At 41.8% G+C, this 26,189-nt stretch carries 18 protein-coding genes and 3 riboswitches; of the genes, 13 read left to right on the forward strand and 5 right to left on the reverse strand.

The genetic code is table 11. The features are described from left to right. Positions 1-54: 54 nt before the first annotated feature. From H9649_RS10585 to H9649_RS10605, 5 genes are all read right to left on the reverse strand, one after another. Complete coding sequence (locus H9649_RS10585) at positions 55-1,884, reverse strand: peptide-binding protein (protein WP_318241680.1); 1,830 nt, start codon at positions 1,882-1,884, stop codon at positions 55-57. 139 nt (positions 1,885-2,023) lie between these two features. Next, positions 2,024-3,061, reverse strand: a complete 1,038-nt coding sequence (locus tag H9649_RS10590) for an ABC transporter ATP-binding protein (protein WP_191694782.1) — start codon at positions 3,059-3,061, stop codon at positions 2,024-2,026. Continuing rightward, positions 3,061-4,047, reverse strand: a complete 987-nt coding sequence (locus H9649_RS10595; protein ID WP_191694784.1) for an ABC transporter ATP-binding protein — start codon at positions 4,045-4,047, stop codon at positions 3,061-3,063. The genes H9649_RS10590 and H9649_RS10595 overlap by 1 nt, the downstream gene beginning before the upstream one ends. A gap of 320 nt (positions 4,048-4,367) precedes the next feature. Further along, a complete protein-coding gene (locus H9649_RS10600; protein ID WP_191694786.1) occupies positions 4,368-5,117 on the reverse strand; it encodes a cyclase family protein in 750 nt (249 codons plus the stop codon). Positions 5,118-5,140: 23 nt separating this feature from the next. Then, the gene (locus H9649_RS10605) at positions 5,141-6,268 is read right to left on the reverse strand and encodes a methionine biosynthesis PLP-dependent protein (RefSeq protein WP_191694787.1); all 1,128 of its coding nucleotides are present in this window, start codon (positions 6,266-6,268) and stop codon (positions 5,141-5,143) included. Positions 6,269-6,353: 85 nt separating this feature from the next. Further along, positions 6,354-6,459: riboswitch (SAM riboswitch) on the reverse strand. A 170-nt stretch (positions 6,460-6,629) separates the two neighbouring features. Between H9649_RS10605 and H9649_RS10610 the strand changes: the two genes are divergently transcribed. The 13 genes from H9649_RS10610 to H9649_RS10670 all read left to right on the forward strand — a co-directional run bounded on the left by H9649_RS10610 (position 6,630) and on the right by H9649_RS10670 (position 25,903). Further along, entirely contained in the window at positions 6,630-8,303 is a 1,674-nt protein-coding gene (locus tag H9649_RS10610; RefSeq protein ID WP_225229812.1) for a PucR family transcriptional regulator, read from the forward strand. Positions 8,304-8,674: 371 nt separating this feature from the next. Further along, on the forward strand, positions 8,675-9,865 hold the full coding sequence (locus tag H9649_RS10615) for a M24 family metallopeptidase (RefSeq protein WP_191694789.1): 1,191 nt from the start codon (positions 8,675-8,677) through the stop codon (positions 9,863-9,865). A 26-nt stretch (positions 9,866-9,891) separates the two neighbouring features. Next, complete coding sequence (locus H9649_RS10620; protein ID WP_191694790.1) at positions 9,892-11,094, forward strand: M20 metallopeptidase family protein; 1,203 nt, start codon at positions 9,892-9,894, stop codon at positions 11,092-11,094. Positions 11,095-11,137: 43 nt separating this feature from the next. Beyond that, the gene (locus H9649_RS10625) at positions 11,138-12,562 is read left to right on the forward strand and encodes an aldehyde dehydrogenase family protein (RefSeq protein ID WP_191694836.1); all 1,425 of its coding nucleotides are present in this window, start codon (positions 11,138-11,140) and stop codon (positions 12,560-12,562) included. Between the two features lie 33 nt (positions 12,563-12,595). After that, positions 12,596-14,194: a BCCT family transporter gene (locus tag H9649_RS10630; protein WP_191694792.1), complete on the forward strand. Its 1,599-nt coding sequence runs from the start codon at positions 12,596-12,598 to the stop codon at positions 14,192-14,194. An 18-nt stretch (positions 14,195-14,212) separates the two neighbouring features. After that, a complete protein-coding gene (locus tag H9649_RS10635; protein ID WP_191694794.1) occupies positions 14,213-15,550 on the forward strand; it encodes an aminotransferase family protein in 1,338 nt (445 codons plus the stop codon). 165 nt (positions 15,551-15,715) lie between these two features. After that, positions 15,716-17,185: a nicotinate phosphoribosyltransferase gene (locus H9649_RS10640; protein WP_191694796.1), complete on the forward strand. Its 1,470-nt coding sequence runs from the start codon at positions 15,716-15,718 to the stop codon at positions 17,183-17,185. A gap of 12 nt (positions 17,186-17,197) precedes the next feature. Beyond that, entirely contained in the window at positions 17,198-18,022 is an 825-nt protein-coding gene (nadE, locus tag H9649_RS10645) for an ammonia-dependent NAD(+) synthetase (protein ID WP_191694798.1), read from the forward strand. A gap of 174 nt (positions 18,023-18,196) precedes the next feature. Then, positions 18,197-19,147 (forward strand): AAA family ATPase, encoded by a 951-nt coding sequence (locus H9649_RS10650; protein ID WP_191694800.1) that lies wholly within the window; start codon positions 18,197-18,199, stop codon positions 19,145-19,147. Beyond that, positions 19,144-20,352: a DUF58 domain-containing protein gene (locus tag H9649_RS10655; RefSeq protein WP_191694802.1), complete on the forward strand. Its 1,209-nt coding sequence runs from the start codon at positions 19,144-19,146 to the stop codon at positions 20,350-20,352. Before H9649_RS10650 ends, H9649_RS10655 begins: the two co-directional genes overlap by 4 nt. Continuing rightward, on the forward strand, positions 20,352-22,541 hold the full coding sequence (locus H9649_RS10660) for a transglutaminase family protein (protein WP_191694804.1): 2,190 nt from the start codon (positions 20,352-20,354) through the stop codon (positions 22,539-22,541). The genes H9649_RS10655 and H9649_RS10660 overlap by 1 nt, the downstream gene beginning before the upstream one ends. Before the next feature lie 31 nt (positions 22,542-22,572). Continuing rightward, positions 22,573-22,674, forward strand: a riboswitch (purine riboswitch). A gap of 109 nt (positions 22,675-22,783) precedes the next feature. Continuing rightward, positions 22,784-24,331 (forward strand): glutamine-hydrolyzing GMP synthase, encoded by a 1,548-nt coding sequence (gene guaA / locus H9649_RS10665; RefSeq protein ID WP_191694806.1) that lies wholly within the window; start codon positions 22,784-22,786, stop codon positions 24,329-24,331. After that, a riboswitch (purine riboswitch) is annotated at positions 24,329-24,428 on the forward strand. (Overlaps the previous gene by 3 nt.) Before the next feature lie 140 nt (positions 24,429-24,568). Further along, the gene (locus H9649_RS10670) at positions 24,569-25,903 is read left to right on the forward strand and encodes an NCS2 family permease (protein WP_191694807.1); all 1,335 of its coding nucleotides are present in this window, start codon (positions 24,569-24,571) and stop codon (positions 25,901-25,903) included. The last annotated feature ends 286 nt before the right edge of the window (positions 25,904-26,189 follow it).

Consider the following 26,189-nt stretch of genomic DNA (forward strand, 5'->3'; position numbering starts at 1 on the left):
CCTTAGGAAATAGGGGAGTATACTAATTCGTATACTCCCGCTAATCCATTTCTTTTACTCTTCTATCCACCACTCATGCGAATCTTGATACATAGTGGACGGAAGTATTTTAATGCCTTGTATGCGGTCGTTATATGCCCATAGACTATTTTGAGCGTATAACAGTAACGCTGGTAAGTCTTCAGAGTACAGTTTTTGCCACTCAGCATATACTTGTTTGCGGTAGTCTTGATCGAATGCTTCAGGTGCTTTGACCGCTTTTTGCATTAATTCTTCTGATTTCGGATTGTTCCAGCGTGAGAAGTTGTACCCCGCCCGAGTAGCCCACAGACCTGATGGGTCCGGATCTGTACTGCTCAAACTCCATCCAATTAGATAGAGATCCCAATCAGTATTATCATTCGTCAAACCAGGTACGTAAACGGACATTTCTGCAGGTTGACGCAAGTTCACCTTGATGCCCGCTTTTTCCAAGTCGGATTGAATAATTGGCGCAGAACGTTCGCGCAATTCGTTACCAGTAGGATAATCAAGATTTAAAATCCATTCCTTGCCTTCCGGGTCTTCACGGAAACCGTCTCCAGTAACATCTTTATAACCGAGTTCATCAAGAAGTTTTCCAGCTTTGTCTACGTCATACTCATAATTCGTCGCTGCTGATTCATCGTATGCCCACATTTGCTGAGCAATTGGTGAGTTAATCGGCTGGCCGCGACCGTGCAATAAGCCTTCTCCGTGTCCAGTTCCGACGAGTCCCTGACGGTTAACAGCGTGTGCAATCGCTTGACGCACTTTAGGATCGGACAGCTTTTTGTTCGGTATCCAATTTTCAGGTGTGACAGCACCTGAGTCTACGTCAGCTGTTGTTCTGTGATTCAGCTTGAAGCCCATGAGCTGATAGCCGAAATCCGCTTGTTCAATGATATTAATATTACCAAAGTCTGCGACGATGTCATGATCCGCTGGAGCAATTCCCCCAGGGCTAGCAACAAAATCGATTTCTCCTTTTTCAAGAAGACCGATCATGACAGATTGTGCAATTACTTTCCAGACAACGCTGTCAAGAAGTGGAGCACCTTGCCAATAATCTTCGTTACGCTCAAGAATATATTGTTCGCGTTCGATCATATCTGCGAACTTGAAAGGTCCTGTACCGATCACTTTTCCAGGCTCTTTAGATTCTGCTGCTTCAGTAATATCTTTCACAGCAATATCTTTAAAGACATGTTTAGGAATAATCGGGAAACTAGCATAATACAGTGGAGAAACGTTAGGCTCTGTAAATTTGAATGTTACTTTATAATCCCCATCTGCCACAACACCCGCAAACTCATCCGTTTCACCAGATTGATACGCTTCATAACCGAGTAAAGGAGCAACATAGTTTACACGTACACCCCCGGCCATTTCATAATCAGGGTCGGACATTGCTTGGTACGTATACACGACGTCTTCAGCTGTGAAGTCTTCTCCGTCATGCCACTTTACGCCTTCTCTTAGGAAAAACGTAATTTCTGTCTGATCCTCATTCGTTTCCCACTTTTCGGCAAGGCTCGCAACGAATTCGAGTTTTTCGTTTTGAGTGACTAAACCTTCATGTGTGAAATCAAGAATGTTTGATTCGTATGCTTCCTCGTAAAAAATCGGATTAAACATTCCTGTTGGTGCTGAATACATAGCGCCGACAATTGTTCCACCTTTTTTAGGCCCGGCTTCCTCAGTTGCATCTTCTTCAGCAGGCTCCGTTTTGGTCACATCCTCAGGTTTCGCTTCTGTAGCATCAGCCGGTTCAGCATCGCCATCATTGTTGCAAGCCGCTAAAACTATTCCTACCATCAACACCACTAGCAAAAGAGCAAATCTGTGTGGTAACTGTTTCAACAAAATAGTGTCCCCCTTTTATTCAAATAATATGGTGCAACCGGAAAATTGCTGCGATAAGTGATGCAACGTATCACCCCCTGAGCGTTTTGGTTGTAACAAATTCTCCTGGTTCTTGTTGTAAGCAATGTTATTAGTATAGTTAAGAGCGGTCATATAAATGACAAGCAACAAAATGTCCTTCATCGATTTCAATCAATTCAGGTCTATCGATCGTGCAACGGTCATGTGCTTTTGGACAACGCGTTCTAAAAGTGCAACCTGATGGTGGGCTGGCAGGGCTCGGCAAGTCTCCGGATAGTTTGATTTTTTCTTTGCCCCTTGCTTGTTCACCGCTTAAATCGATGACAGGAATAGATGAAAGCAAGGCTTGCGTGTACGGATGTAGCGGATTGTCATATAAAGATCGTTTCGGCGCAATTTCAGCAAAACGTCCCAAATACATGACGGCGACACGATCACTTATATGCTTCACGACACTCAAATCATGCGCGATGAACAAATAAGTGAGCCCAAGATCCTCTTGTAAGTCTTTCATTAAATTGAGAACTTGCGCCTGAATGGATACGTCGAGTGCAGACACGGGTTCATCGCAAATCACGAATTTGGGATTGAGGACAAGTGCTCGTGCAATACTTATCCGTTGACGTTGGCCGCCTGAGAATTCGTGAGGATACTTTTGTAAATCATCTTTGCGCAACCCGACTTTCTGGAGAACTGCGAGCACTTTTTGCTTACGGTCCTTTTTGGCAAGGTTTCCTTGAACGAGCAATGGTTCCTCGATGAGTTGTTCAACACTCATTTTGGAGTTCAGCGAAGCGAATGGATCTTGAAACACCATTTGCATATCTTCCCGTATCGGTCTAATGAGCCGTTGTCGTAATGTCGTAATATCCTTGTTGTCAAAGATCAGCTGCCCGTCAGTCGGTTCAAGCAATCTGATCAATACGCGACCAAGCGTCGATTTACCTGAGCCGGATTCACCAACAATTCCAAGCGTCTCTCCCTTTTTAATACTAAATGAAACGTCGTCGACCGCTTTTAGTTGGCCGACAGTTTTTTGTAGAACTCCGCCTTTAATGGGGAAGTACTTTTTAATATTACGTACTTCCACAAGAATGTCTTCATCAGTAAGGCGAGTGCCAACTTGTGCATCCTGTTGTTTTGTACTCATTGTCATTACTCATCGCCTCCGTCTTCATATAAATGGCAACGGACGAAATGATCGGCGTCCAATTGGAGCAATGGGGGATTGATTTGTCTGCACTTTTCCATGACAGCCGGACATCGAGTGGAAAATCTGCAACCTGCCGGGAAGTTATAAGCGGCAGGAACAGTGCCTTTTATCGTCCCTAAGCGTTCAACATCCTCTTCCATGTTAGGTAAACTGCTTAATAGACCGTTCGTATACGGATGTTTTGTTAGTGAAAGTAATTTCTTTGTCGGTGCTTGTTCAACAATTTGTCCGCCATACATGACAATCACTCTATCGGTATATTCATAGACGACACCTAAGTCATGTGTAATGAGCAGGACCGCCAAATTGTAGCGCTTTTGCATGTCTTTGAGGAGGTCGAGAATTTGTGCTTGTATTGTTACGTCAAGTGCTGTTGTAGGCTCATCCGCAATAATGAGTTCAGGTTCGCATGAAATAGCCATCGCAATCATGACCCGTTGTCGCATTCCGCCAGACAGTTGATGAGGGTATTCTTTCATAATCGCATCTGGTCGGGGAATACCAACGACGCGCAACAACTCGGTCGCTTTGTTCCTGGCGATCTCCTTCGATACCTTTTTATGTTTGCGGATCATTTCAGTAAGTTGGTTCCCAATGGTAAAGACCGGATTTAAAGCGGTCATTGGTTCCTGAAAAATCATTCCGATATGATTACCTCTAATTGTGGTCATCTGTTTCTCTTTTAAATCGAGCAAGTTCTTTTCCCTCACCCGTATGCTTCCTTCCACAATCCTTCCAGGTTTATTAATCAACTGCATGATGGAAAGTGCGGTAATACTCTTGCCGCTACCAGATTCTCCAACAATCGCGACGGTCTCGCCGGGATAGACAGAAAAACTGACATCATCAACCGCTTTTGCAACCAAATTCTGATCCAAATAGAAATACGTCTTTAATTTTTGGACATCCAATACCGGTTCGCTGCTCATAAAGACACTCCATTTCTTTTCAATGTCGTATGGGGGAAAGAACGCTGATAAGCACATGAATTTTCATGAACAATTAATAGTACCTATAATCGTAAGTACAAAAAACTGAATTGTCAATCGATTATTTTGTTATATTTTGTAAACTAAAGTAGGTGTTTGTCGATTAATAGAGAGAAAATTCCGTCTTTCGTAAAGTGAAATATCCGGACAGCGAAAATGTATGGGAAAGTAGGCTGGAAATTGCACAATCCTTTTTTTTTTGCATACTAAAAGCCTCCTCATCCGTTTGGATCAGGAGGCTTAACAAGCAATTATCAACGTTATGGCAAAATGGCAAAAGAACGGACGGGGAAACCAGATGCTTTTTCAGGTTTCGGGACGATATTGAAGATAACGGCACCTTTTACAGGAAGCTTGTCTAGATTGGTCATTAATTCGATTTGATACGTATCTTGTTCCAAGACATAATATTCTCCTTCGAGTGCCCCTTTTTTGCGGAAATCTACTGCAGAATCCGTATCAAATGTCTCGTGACCGACAGCCTTCACTTCGCGCTCTTCGAATAGGAATTTCAATGCTTCCAAACCCCATCCTGGAATATGGTTATTGCCTTCAGTATCTTTATTATTGAACGCTTTATGGTCTGGCCAACGTTTGGACCAGTCAGTCCGCAATGCGACAAACGTTCCCTTCTCAATTTGGCCGTGGACAGCTTCGAAATCGAGGATGTCCTGCACACCAAACGTGAAATCATGATCAGCTTCAGCTGCCTTTGATTTATCAATGACAATCAATGGCAAGACCAATTCTTTCAGTTCCAGTTCTTCTAAAAACCGTGTATCTCTAACGAAATGGATTGGTGCATCAATATGCGTACCATACTGACCCGGAAACGAAAACTTCTGTGCGAAGAAACCATCGTCATGATTGAAAAGGGTTTCGAATTTGGCATCTTCGAACATAAAGAAATGGGGTGAATCCGGCCCGAATGTATGAGTGAGGTCCACCCATTGTTTTTCCTTGAGAAGTTGTAATGCGGCTTGGATTTCGTTCAACGTTTGTGTAGTCATTGTCAACACTCGCTTTCTTTGTTTTAGTTAGTTCTAACAGCAGATTTTTCCGCAGCATTGACTAATGCTTGTTTGAAATCGGCAATCAAATCCTCAACTTCTTCCAGTCCGACAGAGAAGCGCAATAGCCGTTTATCGACACCGCGCTGTTCGCGTTCTTCTTCCGGGATATCGGCATGTGTTTGGGTCGTCGGATAGGTGATGAAACTTTCCACTCCACCAAGGCTTTCTGCAAATGTGATTAAACGCAGATTTTCGAGAAAAGGACCGACCCATTCGCTATCCTGAAGTCTGAAGGATAGCATGCCACCTGTACCTGCATATAAAACATCTGCAATTAATGGCTCAGTTTTCATGTACTCAGCCAATACTTTGGCATTCGCGTCATGTTGCTTCATCCGCACATGCAATGTCTTCAACCCACGGACTACGAGCCATGAATCGAATGGGGAAAGTGTAGCTCCAATCGCGTTATGATTTTCCCCCAGTTGTGTACATAGAGATTCACCTTTTGCAACGACAAGCCCTGCTAGTACATCGTTATGCCCGCCGATATATTTCGTCGCGCTATGAATGACGATATGTGCTCCAGACTCAATCGGCCGTTGGTAATAAGGAGTTAAGAACGTATTATCGACAATTAGTAGCAATTCATGTTTCTTTGCGAGATCTGCATACTGTTCGATATTAATTTCTACCATGAGCGGGTTCGTTGGCGTTTCAATGAATAGTGCTTTTGTATTTTTAGTAATAAGCTTTTCCGTTTCAGCGACACTTTCGAATGAAGTATAAGTTGTCTTTATGCCATATAGATTTGTATATTGATCGAATAACCGATAAGTTCCCCCATAAATGTCATCCGGTGCGATCAGTTCATCTCCTGATTTAAATAACGAAAGTACGAGCTGGATTGCAGCCATACCCGAACTACACGCAAATCCCGCATCTCCATTTTCCAAATCTGCTATACCATCCTCTAAAATTGTTCTGGTTGGATTTTTCGTGCGGGAATAGTCATACCCCGTAGATTGCCCTAATCCATCATGTTTGTACGCTGTAGATAAGTAGATTGGCGGGTTGATAGCACCCGTTTTCTTGTCACTGCCGTTTCCTAGTTGCACTAATTTCGTATGTATACTTTGTTCTGTCATCCTATTCATCCCCTTGTCATTATCATATAAAAAAGCCTCTTCATATAAGAAGAGGCTTTCAACGTTATACATGTTGAAATCGTTCTTCTTATCTTCAAGACGGTTAAGCCTTTTGGAGTTAGCACCATACCAAAATCGGGCTGGTTGCTGAGACATCTTCGGGCCAATCCCTCCGTCTCTCTTGATAAGAATAAATTATGGAATTGTTCAAAAAATAACTTAACTAAAGTTATCATGATTCAGAATAGATTGCAAGCCATCCTGAAAATTTTTTCAGCTGTTTGCTATACTGGAAGTATGCAAATGTAAATAGGACGCTGAAAAACTTGTAGATGACTAAATAAGTTCAGGGGGCAAAATCATGGTGAATATTACGGTGAACGCTATATTGCAATTCCCAATGTTGAACAATGCCATAATAAGATCTGGCGCAGATGCGATTGATGATAAACAAGTGGAGTGGGTTTCCGTCATGGAGAATCCGGTAGAAAACTTTGTCAGGGAAAACGAGTTTGTATTGACGACAGGAATCGGCTGTTTTGGCAATAAAGACGAGCTCATGAAGTTCGTGGAAGATGTATACAATTCTGGTGCATCGGTATTGGCTATTGCGACTGGACGGCACGTTTTTGATATACCGGAAGAAATCATAGAATTCGCTGAAAAGAGTAGGTTTATCATTTTGGAAATACCTTGGGAATTACGGTTCGCGGATCTTGTGCATGAAATTATGGGACATCTGTTGATTAATAGAAATAAGGCAATTAACCGTCCGAAAGAAATTCAGGAGCAATTAATCCAAATCATCTTGGAAGGTCGAACGCTTCAATCCATTACGGATTACATTGAACGTGAAATTGGGAAGCATATATTGATTGCGGATGAAAAAGGTGAAGTGGTGTCTGGGACGGCGGATAGGGCGGTGGTATTCTCTATGTGGAACAAACGTGTCGATTCCGTCGCTGCGTTAGAAGAATCCCACCATCCAAAATATTCAGATGTAAGAAAGATAGAAGAACGTAATCAACTACTTTATCAATTTACTATAAAATCGAACGGCAAGCCAAAAGGGAATTTCTTCATACTAACATCTGTTGATGAAAGCTTGAGTAAGCAGGATATAACAATCGCAGAACAGGCAACAGTTGCAACAGCATTATGGTTTTCACGTGATAGCGCTGTTGTCGAAGCAGAAGGTAGAATGCAGAATGAGTTCTTACTTAGTTTAGTAATTGGTGAAAACATGTCCCCCGAGCATATCCAGGCACATGCGGACTTGTTTAAATATAATTTGGAAGTCCCATATGTATGCATCATTGGTTGCCCTGAGAATTTGGGGAGCTTAATTCAGCAACAGCAAGGGCGTTCTTATTCACGAAAGACCGACTTGGAATATATGAATTCATATATTAAGGATGGCATATTTTACGCAGCTGATAGCATTGGGCGCAGACTACTATATGCATTTAAAAATGACATCATTATCATTTTCCTTGAAACTTCAGCAACCGCAACAGCAGACACGGTCAATCAATTTTTGGATTTAGTGGAAAGGCGGTTCATCCATCTATTGCCCGGCGTCTTGTTTTCATGGGGAGTCGGTAAACGGGTTGAAGGTAAAGATAACTTCAAAAGTAGTTATCAGAAGGCAAAAGCCGCACTGGAAATGGGGAGAGGAGAATTCGGAACTGGAAGGCGGACTCATTTTGACGACACTCAATTGAGCAGCCTATTACTAAATCTTGCTATCAATGAAGAAGTGAAACAAATCGCATTATCCGTTCTTTCGCCCCTGATCAATTATGACGATGGTAAAGGGATGGATCTAATTAAAACCTTTGCTATTTATCGTGCCAATAGTGGCAATGTAAGCAAGACCGCACGTGAACTTAATTTGCATCGTCAATCGCTCCTCTACAGATTGCGTAAAATTGAAACGTTAACAGGAAAATCACTCGTAAACCCTGATGATCTATTCCTTCTCGAATTTGCAGTTAAATTATGGTCGACAGATGCCATTACATCCACTAAATAAGTATGAATGAAAAGAGCCTATTTCTAATGGCTCTTTTTCTTATGGGGTAGCGTGGAGGAGTCGGCCATGTATACGGATATCGATTGAATAATTGTATATATCGATTGAATAGATGAATTTATCGATCAAATAATTGTGTATATCGATTGAATAAAGAAATTTATCGCCACTTCGGGACTTTTAACCCTCGTTTATTATTAAAAGTACAGCAATCGTCAAATATTTCAAAGTTGTATGAAAGAAATGTTAAAAATTCATACAAAGTAGAAGATGTATTTAAATTATTCAGTATATAAAATGAAGATATGAAGTTTACTAGCTTTGCTAGTCTGATAAGTCGCTTGTGAAAAATAAAGGAGGGACGTAAAAGAATGAATTCATTTACGGTGGAGGAATATCACGCTCGTATAACACAAACAAAGTTGCGGATGCAGGAACAAGGGATGGATGTCTTACTCATAACGGATCCTGCGAATATGAACTATCTCTCTGGATACGACGGTTGGTCATTTTATGTCGATCAGATGTTAATGATTTTTACAGATCGTGTACAGCCTATTTGGATTGGCAGGAAAATGGATGCTAATGCTGCAAAAGTGACGACATGGTTGAATGAAGAGAATATCCTTTATTATCCTGAAGATCATATCCATTCACAGGAGAAACACCCGATGGATTTCATTGCTCGTGTTCTTCAAGACATAGGCGTTGCGAGTCGGCGGATTGGGCTAGAAATGGCTTCGTATTATTTCTCGGCACTTGCGTATGAAAAACTCAAAGTGAATTTACCAAATGCAAAATTCATAAATGCGAGTCTGCTTGTTAATAAAGTGAGAATCATCAAATCTGATCAAGAGATTGAATATATACGAAGAGCCGCAATAATTGCGGGGATTGGAATGAATACAGCCATTGCATCTATTCAAGAAGGTGTACGGGAATGTGATGTCGCTGCAAATATATTCAGGGATTTAGTTAGCGGTACTGAAAGTTTTGGTGGGGATTATCCTTCCATTGTACCTTTATTGCCAGCTGGAAAGAATACGTCCACTCCCCATCTGACATGGACGGATCGCCAATATACGAACGATGAGGTAGTCATTATAGAGTTGGCTGGTTGCCATCGTCGTTATCATGCACCTATGGCGAGAACACTATCTCTCGGTCGTCCATCTGAAGAGGTATTGGAAACTTCAAAGATTCTTGTTGAAGGGTTGAATGTTGCAATCGAAGCTGTGAAACCAGGAGCGACTTGTGAAGAAGTTGAAATGGCTTGGCGCTCAGTCATCTCAAAATACGGAATCGAGAAGGATTCACGAATGGGTTACTCGGTCGGTATCGGTTATCCTCCTGATTGGGGTGAGCATACGGCGAGCATTCGAAGTGGTGACTTGACAATTCTTCAGCCGAATATGACATTCCATATGATTCCTGGCCTTTGGTTCGACGATTTCGGAGTGGAGATTAGCGAAACGATAAGAGTGACGGAATCGGGGTGTGAAGTGCTCACCGACTTTCAAAGAGAACTTATTATTAAAGACCAAATAGAAATCGCAATGTGAGTAGATGCCGGAAGGGAGCTTGGCATATGCAAGTAGAAAAAGAGCTCATGACCAATGAGCAAAATTTTGACAAACAATTGATTGAGTGGAGAAGGCATCTTCATCGACATCCTGAGTTGAGTTTTCAGGAAGAAGAAACAGCCCGTTTTGTAGCGGAAACGCTTAGGAGGTTTGAAGGAGTTTCTATTCAAACAGGTGTTGGAAGAACTGGAGTTGTTGCAACAATTACTAACGGTCCTGGAAAAACCGTTGCTATACGTGCTGATATGGATGCATTGCCAATTCAGGAAACGAATAATCATGGCTATGCTTCTAAAAACCATGGTGTCATGCATGCTTGCGGTCATGATGCACATACAGCGATACTTCTAGGAGCGGCCCAACTATTATCGGAGAGATCCTCAAATGGTAGTTTCACGGGGACTATTAAACTACTCTTCCAACCGGCCGAGGAAGCGACGGATGCAGAAGGATTATCAGGTGCACCTCGGATGATGGCCGAAGGTGTATTAGATGGAGTCGAATCCATTATCGCTTTACATGTCTGCCCTTGGCATGACGTCGGTGTCATTCAAGTGAATGAAGGATATAGCATGGCGAGTGTCGATGTGTTTCATGCCGAAATTCGTGGGACGGGTGGTCATGGGGGATATCCGCATCTCGGAACAGATCCCATTTGGATGCTTGGATCCGTGTTGCAAACATTTTACAGTATGCCGACACGGAGGTTATCCCCATTAGATACAGCTGTAGCGAGTATCGGTGAAATCCGGACGGGGACTGCTAGCAATGTCATACCAGAAGTTGTGTCGGTGACTGGGTCAATTCGTGCGTACTCACCGGAAGTGAGAGAGCAAATGATACTCGAAGTGGAAAAGGCATTTCAAATTGTTGTGCCGTTAGGCGGTTCCTATGACTTCACAGTTGTTCGAGGGGAACCCGCGTTAAATAATGATGGATCGGTAACTCAAATCATTAAAGATACAGTTAGAGAAGTGGATGCAACGATCCTAATAGAGGAAGGGCCATTTGGTCTTGGCGGCGAAGATTTTGGCTATATGGCTCAAGCAGTACCGGGTGCAATGTTCTTTCTTGGGTGTGCATTACCAGACGGTATAAGAAGAGATTTGCATACAAGTCAATTCGATATCGACGAGCGCTGTCTTCCGATAGGAGTTAACATCCTTGTTGAATCAGCCCTCGCAATATTGAATCGCTCAGATAGTTAAAAAGGGGTGCGTAAAGGTGGAAACAAAAGTGAAAGGTAAACCGATGTTCATTGCAGGACAATGGATTGATAAAGAAGTTGTCATCGAAGTGATAAATCCGCAAGACGGAAAGTTGATAACGACTGTCCCTTCTGCTTCAGAAGAAGATGTATTAATGGCGATAAAAGAAGCAGAAGAAGGTGTGAAAATAGCGGCAAAGATGCCCGTTCATGAACGGATGAAAGTGTTGGATGAAGCTGCTCAATATATTGAAAATCATCATGAACGATTTGCGACTACAATTTCATTAGAAGGAAGCAAAACAATCCGAGAAGCGAATTCTGAAGTGAACCGTTGTATAGAGACATTGCGATTAAGCGCAGAAGAGGCGAGACGAATTCACGGTGAAACGATACCCTTCGATCAGTCCGCAGGTGGAGAGAATCGGGTTGGTTATTATTATCGGTTCCCTATAGGAATTATAGCGGCCATTACACCGTTCAACGATCCTTTAAATTTAGTTGCTCATAAAGTAGGTCCAGCAATTGCTTCCGGCAATGCAATTATTGTAAAGCCAGCAACCGCTACACCACTTAGCGCGCTATTGCTCGCTGAAGCATTCGAATATGCAGGGTTACCACGGAAAGTGTTATCAGTCATAACAGGAAAGGGAAGTATTATCGGTGATATTTTGGTAACACACCCATCAATCCGGATGGTGTCCTTTACTGGAGGGCTTGAGACGGGTGAAAACATTGCAAGGAAAGCGGGATTGAAGAAGCTAAGCATGGAGTTAGGTTCGAATTCACCAGTCATTGTCCTAAAAGATGCCAATATAGAAACAGCGGTCGAGTCAACTGTGTCAGGCGCTTTTTGTGCAGCTGGCCAAAATTGTTTAGGTGTACAACGGATCTATGTCCAGCATGAAGTGTTTGAAAAGTTTACCTCTTCTTTTGTCAATCGTACAAGACAATATACAGTTGGAGATAAGATGTCGACGGATACGGACATGGGCCCATTAATCAATGGAAGAGAAGCGGAACGAGTGGAAAAGTGGGTTCAAGAAGCAGTCTTCAAAGGAGCGGAACTGTTAGTTGGTGGCGTACGAAATGGAGCATTTTATGCGCCTACAGTTTTGACGAATGTGCCATCCGATTGCATCGTTGCGCACCAGGAAATATTCGGGCCAGTCGTCTTATTGTATTCTGTAGCCGATTTGGATATGGCAATCGAAAAATCAAATGCAGTCAATTATGGCTTGCAAGCTGGAATCTTCACTAACAATATTGAGAACGCTTTCAAGGCAATTTCAGAGATGGATGTTGGCGGCATTATGATTAACGATAGTAGCGATTATAGGATAGATGGGATGCCGTTCGGCGGCGTAAAAGGATCTGGTTTAGGTAGAGAAGGTGTGAAGTTCGCAATCCAAGAAATGACAGAACCGAAAGTAGTCAGTTTTAAATTGGCTAATCCAGCGATTCTTTAAATAGAACATATTCAAGTGAAAAGGAGAAACTATATGGGGAAAAATTCTACGCCACTGAACAGCGTATTTTGGATTTCCGCCACAGTCATCACATTTTTAGTCATTTGGGGCGTCTTGGATGCAGCGGGAATGTCAAGGCTGGCCGATCGAGCATATGACACTGTAGCAGACGCATTTGGATGGTTCTATCTTATTTCGGTATTAGCCATCGTCCTATTTTGTGCAGGCTTGGCGATTAGCAAGTATGGGCGAATTAAATTGGGACAGGACGATGAAAAACCGAAGTATTCCTACTTTGCTTGGATCGGTATGCTGTTCAGCTGTGGATTCGGTGCGGGACTGGTCTTTTGGGGAATTGCGGAACCGATGAGTCATTTTGCGAACTCGCCAACTGGGACACAAGGCTTGACGGCTGAAGCTGGTCGACAAGCGATGCAATATTCCTTCTTCAACTGGGGTGTCCACCAATGGTCAGTCTTTACAATCGTTGGCTTAGCACTAGCATATATCCAATTTAGAAAAAAAGAAAAAGGAATGATTAGTGATACGCTCAATCCGATAATCGGCAAGAATAAGAAGAAGACGCTTCGTAAAACGATTAACACGTTGGCCGTTATCACGACAGTATTAGGAGTGGCGACTTCTTTAGGAATGGGGATATTGCAAATAAACGGCGGTTTGAACTATGTATTCAATATCCCGCAAAATACAACCTTTTTAGTAATAATTACAGTTGGATTGCTAGCCTTGTATTTAATATCTACGTTAACTGGATTGGATAAAGGAATAAAATTCCTAAGTATTTTGAATATGAGTTTAGCGCTTGGAATGATCGTAATAGTGCTCTTTTTAGGACCTACAAAGTTCATTTTCGAAGCATTTGCACTCGGTCTCGGTGATTATATCCAAAACTTTTTCAGCATGAGTCTCGGTTTATCGCCTTATGATGGCAACACTTGGTCGAAAGCTTGGACAGTTAACTATTGGGCATGGGTCATTGCCTGGTCGCCTTTCGTAGGTGCATTTATCGCAAGAATTTCTAGAGGCAGGACGATTCGTGAGTTTGTGTTTGGTGTGTTAGTTGTCCCACCTTTCATCGCAATTGTTTGGATTGGAGTTTTCGGTGGTACGGCGATTTACATGGATTTATTCCAAGGGGCAAATATTGCAGGAGCTGTGCAGAATGATGTGACAAGTGCATTATTCGCGACATTCGAGAACTTCCCGTTCAGTACACTCCTATCCGTCGTGTTCTTGTTGCTCATTGTTACTTTTTTAGTGACATCCGCGGATTCCGCTGCATTTGTTCTTGGCATGATGACTTCTGATGGGAATCCAAACCCTAGTAGCTTTCTAAAGACAGTGTGGGGGGTCTTAATGGCTGCAATTGTAGCAGTACTCATTAACAGCAGTGGTTTGCAAGGACTCCAAACAGCTTCGTTAGTGGCGGCATTGCCTTTTACAATTATATTACTTCTCATGGGCTACTCACTACTAAAGACATTAAAAGCTGATGAGAAAATGGACGCTAATTTAGAATTCGGAAAAGAATTCGTGAAAGAAGACGGATTAAATGAAACAGAGGTTGCTTTTGAAACAAGTATTAGGCAACCGGTACTACCTAAAAAATAAGCTTCGGAGGGATTTACAATGACAACAAAAGCAGAAGAAACAATGGAAATGAAATATAGCGAGTTAGCTGAGCTTGATAAAAAACATTTCTTTCATCCAACGACTTCATTCAAACAGCAACAAGCACAAGGACCGAAATTCATCTTTACGGAAGGAAAAGGAATTTATTTGAAAGATGTACGCGGCAAAACAGTCATCGACGGTCTATCGTCATTATGGAATGTTAATATCGGTCATGGGCGCGAAGAACTTGGCATTGCAGCTATGAAGCAGATGAAGCAACTTGCCTTCAGTTCGACGTTTGCGACAAACAGTCATGAACGTGTCATCGAGTTAGCTGAGAAAGTAGCGAAGATGGCACCCGGGGACTTAAACATGACATTCTTTACGTCAGGCGGCTCAGAGGCGAATGATACAGCATTTAAAACCGTCCGTCATTATTGGCAGTTGAAAGGCAAAACAGCTAAAAAGAAAATCATCACGCGAAATAAATCGTATCACGGCGTTTCAATGGGTGCATCAAGTGCCACTGGACTGCCGGCATTCAGAGCGTTTCCATCGCTCGCACCGGATTTCCTATATGTCGATTCATCCATTGAAGATCTTGAACGTCTCATAGCAGAAGAAGGCGCTGATACAATTGCGGCATTTGTCTCTGAGCCAGTCCAAGGTTCAGGAGGCGTCAATCCACCGCCAGAAGACTATTTCAAAAAAATCCGCGCATTGTGTGATCGACACGATATCCTTTTCATTGCGGATGAAGTTATAACTGGTTTTGGAAGAACAGGCACAACATTTGGTATGAATAACTACGATACGGTACCTGACATCATGGTTATTGCAAAAGGGATTACTAGCGGATATGCACCACTTGGGGGTATGGTCATATCAGAAAAGCTGAAGAACGAGCTTATCGAATTGTCCGATGGCGTATTCATGCATGGCTACACATATAGCGGACATCCGATGTGTTGTGCGGTGGCACTTGAGAACTTGCGCATCATCGAAGACGAAAAATTGATTGAAAACGTCCAAAATATGGGTGACGAATTCCAAAAAGGGTTTAAGTGGCTCGCAGATAAACATGATGTAATTAGCGATACAAGAGGAATCGGGTTGCTTGGTGCCGTTGAAATTATGAAAGACAAAGAAACGAAGACCCGTTTTGATGAGCCGGTTTCAGTGAAAGTAATTGAAGAGGCGCTTAATCATGGTCTTCTCGGACGTAGTATCATTTACGAAGGTCAAGATACACTCGCATTCGCCCCTCCATTTTGCATTAATAAGGAAGAAGTCGAGACGGTCATCTCCATTATCGATAAATCGATGACGACAGTGCTAAATCAGTTGAAGTGAATAAGAAAGTACGTTTAAGGTGGATGATCCTATTCTTAGGGCATCCGCCGTTTTAATTGTTAAAAGTCCATTAGTATACGTCTAAAAGACATAATGTTAGATACTCTTTCACTTCGGGTAAATAGTGTATAATGGAAGCATTAATGTGGAAGAAGGAGATTTGGCATGAGATCGAATTACGCAGATGACAGTCTTGCATTACATACTGATCTTTATCAGATTAACATGACGGAGTCCTATTGGGCAGACGGCATCCATGAACGGAAAGCGGTTTTTGAACTCTACTTCAGAAATTTGCCGTTTGGAAACGGCTATGCAATTTTCGCTGGACTTGAGCGGATTTTGGATTACTTGAAAGAATTCCATTTCAGTGAAAGCGATCTTGTCTATTTAAAAGAGGAACTCGGTTTTAAAGATGATTTCCTAACCTATTTAAAAGATCTCCGTTTTACTGGGGATGTTTATTCGATGGTTGAAGGGGAGCTTGTCTTTGCGAATGAACCGATTGTCCGCGTAGAGACGACATTGGCTGAAGCGCAGCTGATTGAAACTGCTCTCTTGAATATCGTTAATTATCAGACGTTGATAGCTACGAAAGCAAGTCGTATAAAACAAGTAGTGAAAGATGAAGTCGTTATGGAATTTGGCAGTCGCAGAGCTCATGAAATGGATGCGGCCATATGGGGTGCACGTGCAGCAGTCATCGGTGGGGTAGAAGCGACGAGCAATGTGCGGGCAGGCAAACTTTTTGGTATCCCTGTCGCAGGTACTCACGCGCACTCGATGGTACAGGCGTATAGAAGCGAGTATGATGCATTCCACTCTTATGCGAGGCGTCATAAGGACTGTGTTTTCCTTGTAGATACGTACAATACTCTAAAAATCGGCATTCCAACAGCCATTCAAGTAGCAAAAGAACTTGGCGATAAAATCAATTTTATCGGTATCCGTCTTGATAGCGGAGATATCGCCTTCCTCTCTAAAGAAGCACGTCGTATGCTAGATGCTGCCGGATTTACTGATGTGAAAATTGTCGTTTCAAATGATCTTGATGAATACACAATATTGAACTTGAAAGCGCAAGGCGCGAAAGTGGATGTGTGGGGTATCGGTACAAAACTGATTACCGCTTACGACCAACCAGCACTCGGTGCCGTGTATAAAATTGTTTCCATTGAAAATGCTGCAGGTGAAATGGAAGATACGATTAAAATCTCGTCCAATATTGAAAAAGTGACAACACCAGGTCAGAAGAAGCTTTACCGCATTATCGACAAAGAAAATGGTAAGGCGGAAGGTGATTATATTACAATGGCAGACGAAGATCCGACAGAAGAAAAACGCATTAAGATGTTCCATCCAGTTCATACATTCATCTCGAAATTCGTTACCAATTTTGAAGCAGTGAACTTACACGCGAAAGTGGTTGAGGCAGGGAAAATCATTTATCAAAACCCTTCGCTGAATGAGATGCGTAACTATGCCTATGCCAATTTGGAATTGCTTTGGGATGAATACAAGCGCTCACTTAATCCTGAAGAGTATCCGGTCGACTTAAGCCAAAAGTGTTGGGATAACAAAATGCGTAATATTCATGAAGTGCAGGACAAAGTTGATGAGTATGCAAACAAATAAGGAGGCGGAATTATGACATTCCAAGACCAAATTATAGAGCAATTGAAAAGTAAACCAACGATAAATCCAAAAGAGGAAATCCGTAAATCTATTGATTTCATGAAGGAATATTTGATTAAAAACCCATTTATCAATGGATATGTGCTAGGCATTTCAGGTGGTCAAGACTCAACATTAGTCGGTAAGCTCGCACAGATGGCTGTAGATGAATTAAATGAAGAAAATAAAACAGATCGCTATCAGTTCATAGCAATCAGACTTCCTTACGGTAAACAGTTTGATGAAGACGATTGTCAAGATGCGCTCAATTTCATTCAACCATCGAAAATTTATACAGTAGATATTAAAGCAGCTGTGGATGCAAGTGAACTTGCGTTAAAAAAAGCTGGTATTATCATTTCTGACTATACAAAAGGGAATGACAAAGCGAGAGAACGCATGAAGGTGCAATATGCTATTGCAGCAACTCATAGCTGTGTCGTGCTTGGTTCAGACCATGCTGCTGAAGCAATCACAGGATTTTACACGAAATTCGGCGACGGTGGTGCAGATCTCATGCCACTTTACCGTCTGAACAAACGACAAGGTAGGGAATTGCTGCAAAAGCTTGGAGCACCAGAGCATTTGTACAATAAAGTCCCTACCGCAGATTTAGAAGAAGACAAACCTGCTATTCCTGACGAAGTTGCGTTAGGTGTAACTTATGATGAAATTGATGATTACTTGGAAGGGAAAAAAGTATCTAACAAGGCACAAGAAACAATTGAAAGATATTATTCCCGTTCTGCACATAAACGACATATGCCTATTACGATATTTGATGATTTTTGGAAGTGAAGGCAAAACCCGTTGGTGATTATATATCGCTGACGGGTTTTCTCATTTGGCATTAATCCGTTCATGAAGGTTGTGACACCTTCTTAAATACGTTATCATGAAGTTACATTTTGTAAATTTTCGGACATGTTAGGATATGTTAATAGAAAGATGCTTTGAATTGGAGGAAATGGGATGTCACATGAATTGGTAATTGAAAAGGTTTTATCTAATATTGATAGAGTGATGATTGGAAAACGGGATATCGCCGAACTTAGCATGACAGCATTGCTGGCAGGAGGGCACGTCCTTCTTGAAGACGTTCCGGGTGTCGGTAAGACTATGATGGTAAAAGCGTTAGCGCGTTCGATCGGTGCTACGTTCAAACGGATTCAGTTCACACCAGATCTATTGCCGTCCGATGTGCTTGGCGTATCGATTTATAATCCGAAAGAGATGGAATTTGAATTCAGACCAGGGCCGATTATCGGTAATATCGTCTTGGCGGATGAAATCAATCGTACTTCACCAAAGACTCAAGCAGCTTTACTGGAAAGTATGGAAGAGTCTTCTGTAACGATTGACGGGGAAACAATTCGCATACCCCAACCGTTCTTTGTTATGGCAACGCAAAACCCGATAGAATATGAAGGAACATATCCTTTGCCAGAAGCGCAACTTGACCGCTTTCTTTTTAAACTAAGAATGGGTTATCCGAAGAGACTTGAAGAAGTGGAAGTATTAGTAAGAGCAGAAAAATCGGTGCCAATCGATGAACTTGAACCAGTACTTTCAATAGAGGATTTGACAGTTTTGCAAAAAGCTGTGAAAGACGTTGATGTCGACCATTCAGTTAAAGCGTATATGGTCGACTGTGCAGCAGAGACCCGTTTGAATCCATACGTATATTTAGGCGTCAGTCCACGTGGTTCCCTAGCTCTCATGAAATCATGCCAAGCATATGCACTCATAAAAGGACGCACATTCGTAACGCCGGATGACGTTAAATATTTAGCGCCATTCGTCTTTGGACATAGAATTATTCTAAAGCCGGAAGCCAAGTACGAAGGGATAACGACAACGGAAATTGTTGAAAGGATCCTTGCAAAAGTAAGTGTGCCGATTGATCGGGTGAGGACGAGATGAAGAAAAGAGGTTCATGGTTTTCGATAACTGGCCGACTCGTTTTCATTATCGCATTATGCATTGCAAGCTACGTGTTTGCAATGTTCCAAGGCGGTAAGGTGAGTTGGACAATCTTTTACGTCATGATGCCATTTCTTCTCTACTCAGCAGCGTTATTTTTGTATCCTATTAAGACGCTGAATACGGTTCGAACATTCCAATCAAAAACAATAGAAAAAGGCGGAAAATTGGTTGTCACCATTTCTGTTAGTCGCGCCATCCCTTTTCCGCTACTTTATACCGTTCTAACAGATAAGTGGACGGAGCCTATTATGGAAGAGAATTCTCAACATAATCATAAACACTTTTTTGTTTTCGGATTTAAGAGAAACGTGGATTTTACGTATGAAATAGAACACATCCCTCGAGGAGAACATATTGCAGAAGGCATCGAAATTGAAGTGTCGGACTTTTTTGGGTGGATTAAGAAAAGCGTTTTCTATCCAGTGAAGGACACGATTCTTGTCTATCCAAATACGGTACCGATACATTACGCGTCTATGGATGCTCAATTTGATCGTGGTGCAAGAATTGCTCCTTATTCACTCATCAAGGATACAACAATGGCAACGGGTGTGCGAGATTATCAGGCTGGTGACCGGGTATCGTGGATTCACTGGAAATCGTTTGCTCGGACACAGACGTTAATGACGAAGGAGTTTGAAGATCGACAGTCGGAAGATTTGATTGTCTTACTTGATGGAAGGGAATCTATAGTGTTCGAAAGTCAAGTGGAATTGTGTGCTTCCATTTTGGAAGAAGCAATATCGCACCAGGCGACTGTCTCGTTCATCTCAGTCGGTGAGGAGACGAAAATCTTCCCATTCATCCATTCATCTGATCAGTTCCATACGGTATTCGTCCATTTGGCTAAATTACAACCTGCTCAAGTGAATGATGTACATTTAGCAGATAGCTCCGTTATTGAATCATTATCAGGTAGCTTGATTATTATAACGAGTAATCCCGATTGGGCGTTCATCCAATCCGCTAATAGTTTAGCTCCAAGTGCCAAATCTATTATTTGTTTCGTTGTAGTGGAAGAGAAAAAAACGAGGTCTGCAGTGTTACAAGAGCAATTGCGGCTTCTTAAATCCAAAGGCTTTAAAGTTCATGTTGTTACTCAACCGCAATTTGCTGATGCTCTGAGGGAGGTGTCCGCTTGATGAATGAAGGCAAGACGGATATTCGACTTTTGTTATTCATGTATGGACTTGCATTTATATTGCTGTGGGAATGGCTGTTGCCAGTTGGTGAACTAACAGATACTGACCATTTAAGCATCTTTCTTTATTTTACCGGGCTGTCATTTATTTTCGGTTTACTGAGATTTAGATGGTGGATTTCTATTCCGTTAAAAGTTATATATTTATTCTTTGCACTTCATTATGTGTTTTATGACACGATATTCATTGGTCGGGAAACGGTCAATACATTACTTGCTGACCTGTCATCCAATTTCTCTATTATGGCTGTTGGTGATTGGGAGAACATTACAAATCCATTCAGAACTGTCTTATTTTTCGTCTTGCTTTGGATGACAATCTATTTAATTCGTCATTGGATCGAAGTTCGCAAGAGCATTCTGCTTTTCTATGCAATGACTGTCATTTTCATTGCTGTGTTAGATACTTTTAGTTCCTATAATGCAGATGGTGCGATTTTCCGGATCATGATTTCAGGATTGTTATTATTAGGTTTGTTGACGATATCAAAACTTGCTGAAAAACATGGCCGCAAACTGAGCGTCGGAATGTTCATCTCCTTATCGCTGCCAGTAGTATTTGCAGTCTTTGTGAGCGGTACATTGGCGAGTTTCATGCCCGAACAAGAACCTGCATGGGCGGATCCTATACCGTTTTTAAAATCACTTGTTAATGGTGATAGTGCGGTTGGTAGTGGCGAAAGCATTTCTCAAAGTGGTTATGACCCCGATGATTCTAAGCTCGGTGGTTCTTTCGCTCAAGATAGTACTGTCGTTTTTAAAGCAGTTGTTCCTAAAAAGCAATATTGGAGAATTGAAACGAAAAACACATATACGTCAAAAGGATGGGAGCAAAATCGTATTTATTCGGACCCATTGAGCATTCAGCCTGGTGACCTGTTAGTAGATGATATGACAATCATGTCAGAGGATAATGAATTACAAACAGCCTCCATTCAAATGAAGACTCCTTTGCCATATCTTGTTTATCCTTACGGTACGTCAACAATTCATACTGCTTTAGATGTTGAGTTGAATTATCAGCCAGAAAATGGTCGGTATTGGGCACGGGAAGATGGAGTGAGGATCGAACTCGAATCGTACAGCATTGATTTTACCGAATACGACTTATACAGCTTGAAAGCTTTGCGTGAAACATATCCCGAACAATATGGTCCGGAAGTTGCTCAATATCTACAGTTGCCTGAAAATGTACCAGATCGTGTCAGGGAATTGGCGATGAGCATAACAGAGACCGAAGAAAGTGTTTATGAGAAAGTGAAGAAAGTGGAACGGTATTTCGGCAGAAACGGATTTGTCTATGATCAGCAAAATGTTGCAATACCGCAAGGCGACGAAGATTATGTAGATCAATTTCTATTTGATACTAAACGAGGGTACTGTGATAACTTTTCGACATCGATGGTCGTCCTCTTGCGTGCAGCAGATATACCAGCTCGTTGGGCAAAAGGTTTTGCTCCGGGGGAAGGGAAGAAGAATTCAAGAGGAATGACGGAATATACAATTACGAACAATGAAGCTCATTCATGGGTAGAAGCGTATATTCCTAAGTTCGGATGGATGCCGTTTGAACCGACAATCGGTTTCTCAAATCCAACTCAAATTGATTATGATATCGAGCTCGACACAAGCGATCCTCAAATTCCAGAAATGGAAGAACAAATTCGGCAAGAACAAGAATTGATTGAAACGCCTGAACGTGTCCAGCAAAAGAGCAATGCGAACTCCTTGTGGTCTGCTGTTAAAGATTTCGGTAAAAAATACAAGTGGTTGCTATTCATCTGTTTAGCTGTTACAGCGCTCATTTTCCGGAGTATTTATTCCAACAGAGGGAAATGGCTACCTAAATTACTTATCAAGGCGAATCGAACTAAAAAGAGTGACTGGGAGCAGTTCACAAAACAGTATAAAATCCTTCTTAAACAGTTAGATCGTATTGGATTGAAAAGATCTAACAATATGACGTTATCCGAATACGCAAATTTGGTTGACAGTCATTATGGAGGCGGCAGAATGGGAAGACTCACAAAAGTATATGAACAAGGCTTTTATGGAGGGTATACAACTAACCAAGATTGGCAAGCTTTGAAGGAAATGTGGGAAAGTTTAATCAATAGTGCATCGGGTTGATTTTTTTTAATGAAAGCAGTAAGATAAGAAAAAAGAACAACCGATTGGCCCTCATATATGTCTGATAATATGGTTCAGACGTTTCTACAAAGTCACCGATAATGACTTGTCTATGAAGGCGGGGATAGGACTGTCCTATTTCTGTCCGTAGTAGAATGTTGAGACGCGTGGAAAGAAGAACTTTCTTACGCGTCTTTGCTGATTTTTGAGGGATCGGAATTTAATTGGAAGAGGTGGATCAATTGTCAACAACTCCTTTATTGGTCGAACAGGAAAAAATCGTCGTATTGGATTACGGAAATGCTCATAACCAACTCATTACACGTACAGTTCGTGAGTTTGGTGTTTATAGTGAATTGCATCCTCACACAGTTACAGCAGAAGAAATCAAAGGAATGAATGCTGTCGGAATAATCTTATCTGGTGGAGCGGCATCTGCAGATGAAGCGGCATACGAAATAGATGCTAGCATTTTCGATTTAGGAATTCCTATTCTTGGTGTTGCGTACGGTTCCAATTTAATCGCCAATAACTTCGAAGGTACTGTCTCGGCATCTGAAAGCGATTCGGATGTACAAGAAGTGACATTTGACGGAGCGTCAAAACTTTTCGCTTCTCTTGAAGGAAAACAAACTGTTCTTATGAGTAAAGGACATGCAGTATCATCTATGCCTGCTGGCTTTACTGCAATTGCGACAGATTCCAAAGGTGAAATTGTAGCGTTCCAAAATGAGGACAAGCATGTGTATGGCTTACAGTTCCATCCAGAAGCTGCACAAACTGAAAACGGCAAAGAAATCTTGCGCCAATTCGTATCAGCTATCTGTGAAGCAAAAGACAGCTGGACAATGAAAAGCTTCATTGACATAGAGGTTGAAAAGATCCGTGCTCAAGTTGGGGACCGTAAAGTACTTTGTGCATTAAGTGGCGGAGTTGATTCTTCAGTTGTTGCTACATTAATTCACCGTGCAATCGGTGATCAGTTAACGTGTATTTTCGTAGACCACGGCCTACTTCGTAAGTATGAAGTGGAAAGTGTTGTAGATACATTCACTAATCAGTTCCATATGAACTTCATTAAAGTCGATGCCAAGAAACGTTTCTTAGACAAACTGGCAGGAGTCACTGATCCAGAACAAAAACGTAAAATTATCGGTAGTGAATTCATTTATGTGTTTGATGAAGAGTCAGGAAAACTGGAAGGCATTGACTTCTTGGCACAAGGAACAATCTATGCAGACATCATCGAAAGTGGAACTGCAACAAAAGAAGTGATTAAATCTCATCATAACGTTGGCGGTCTTCCTGAAGATATGGACTTCGAATTGATTGAACCATTAAAGGCGTTGTTCAAGGATGAAGTGCGTGCGGTTGGTGCAGAACTTGGTTTGCCATCTGAAATCGTTAATCGTCAGCCATTCCCAGGTCCGGGACTAGGCGTAAGAGTGTTGGGTGAAATTACAGAAGCTAAACTTGATATTGTACGCGAGGCGGACTGGATTCTTCGTGAAGAGATCGCGAAAGCTGGTCTTGATCGTGAAATTTGGCAGTACTTCGCAATCCTTCCTGATATCCGCAGCGTAGGCGTGAGAAACGAAAAACGATCTTACGATTATGCAATCGGTCTTCGCGCAGTCCATTCTGTAGATGGAATGACAGCAGACTGGGCAAGAATCCCTTGGGATATCCTCGAGAAGATCAGTACACGTATTACGGCTGAAGTAGATCATGTAAACCGCGTTGTTTATGATATTACTGCAAAACCACCAGGAACAATTGAGTGGGAATAAAAAAATACGTAACATCATCGTATAATCTTGGGGATATGGCCTGAGAGTCTCTACCGGACACCTTAAATGTTCGCCTACGATGACTGGAGTAAAGGATATTACTTTAATCTGGTTATCTTTTGGGAAGTATACGGGCAGTATTCGTATGCTTCCTTTTTTTGTTGGCACAATTTCAAATGATTATTTTGTCTGAAGTATGCACTGTATACTATAAACTTACATAAAAGGGCGGTATTCATGAAGAAGTATTTTGAGTTCGAAAAGTTAGGTACAAACTATCGCAGAGAAATTATCGGTGGATTGACGACGTTTTTGGCAATGGCATATATATTGGCGGTTAATCCACTTGTCCTTTCACTCGACGCAGTTCCGGATTTACCAGACGCAATGCGTATGGACAAAGGCGCGGTATTTGTCGCAACTGCTTTGGCAGCAGCTGTCGGTTCGATATTCATGGGGTTAATCGCAAGATACCCGATAGGTCTTGCTCCAGGTATGGGGCTGAACGCATTCTTCGCGTTTTCTGTCGTATTAGGGTATGGAATCCCTTGGCAAACTGCATTGACAGGTGTTTTGTTCTCAGGGGTTATCTTTATTATTTTATCTTTGACAGGATTACGTGAAATGATCATCAATGCTATTCCGGCACAGCTGAAATATGCAGTTGGGGCAGGGATTGGATTATTCATCACTTTCCTAGGTTTACAAAATGCCAATATCATTGTCGCTGATCCAAATACACTTGTAGCATTGGGGAACTTGGCAAACGGCCCGACCCTTCTTGCGATTTTCGGATTAGTTATTACAGTAATTATGATGGTGCGTAAAATTAAAGGTGCCATCTTCTACGGTATGATTATGACAACTGTACTTGGAATGTTCGTCAGTCTAATCGATTTGCCGTCTCATATTGTAGCAAAAGTTCCAAGTGTAGAATCTACCTTCGGAGTTGCATTCCATTCGATCTTCAATGATCCGGCGTCTTTAATGACTACTCAATTCCTGGTCATAGTTATCACATTCTTATTTGTAGACTTTTTCGATACAGCAGGAACTTTGGTTGCAGTAGCTACACAAGCCGGACTTATGAAAGATGATAAGTTGCCTCGCGCTGGAAAGGCATTACTCGCAGATTCATTAGCAACAGTAACCGGATCTGTTTTCGGGACTTCAACAACTACTTCATATATTGAATCGACTGCAGGAGTTGCAGCGGGTGCACGAACAGGGTTCTCTTCTATAGTAGTGGGCGTGCTGTTCCTTCTATCTTTGTTCTTCTCTCCACTTTTGTTCGTCATCACTCCTGAAGTGACGGCGCCTGCGTTAATTATTGTAGGTGTACTAATGGTTTCTACATTAGGCAACATTGAATGGACGAAGTTCGAAATTGCTGTCCCTGCATTTTTCACAATCATTGCAATGCCGTTAACGTACAGTATTGCAACGGGAATCGCTATCGGTTTTGTATTCTATCCAATAACAATGTTACTCAGTGGTAGAAGGAAAGAAATACATCCAATCATGTATGGACTCTTTGTTATCTTTATTCTTTATTTCATTTTCATTGAATAGAAGTGGACTTGTTAAGTAATTCGACTGTGGATGAAGCCTTATGTAAAGGGCTTCTCCACAGTCTTTTTTCTATTAAATTATAAAGGGATTCACTTGTATGAAAAAAAGATGTTTAAAATCGTTGACATGTCGAAAGTGATTTGGTATAGTTATAAAGCAGTCGAGAGAACAACACAAACCGACAGCTTAAGACAATGAATGATAAATAAACAATGAACCTTGAAAACTGAACAGCAAAACGTCAACAATACAAGTTCTGAAACCGGCTTGCCGGTGAACGGACAAA

The organism is Sporosarcina quadrami (assembly GCF_014836615.1).
GTDB lineage: Bacteria > Bacillota > Bacilli > Bacillales_A > Planococcaceae > Sporosarcina > Sporosarcina quadrami.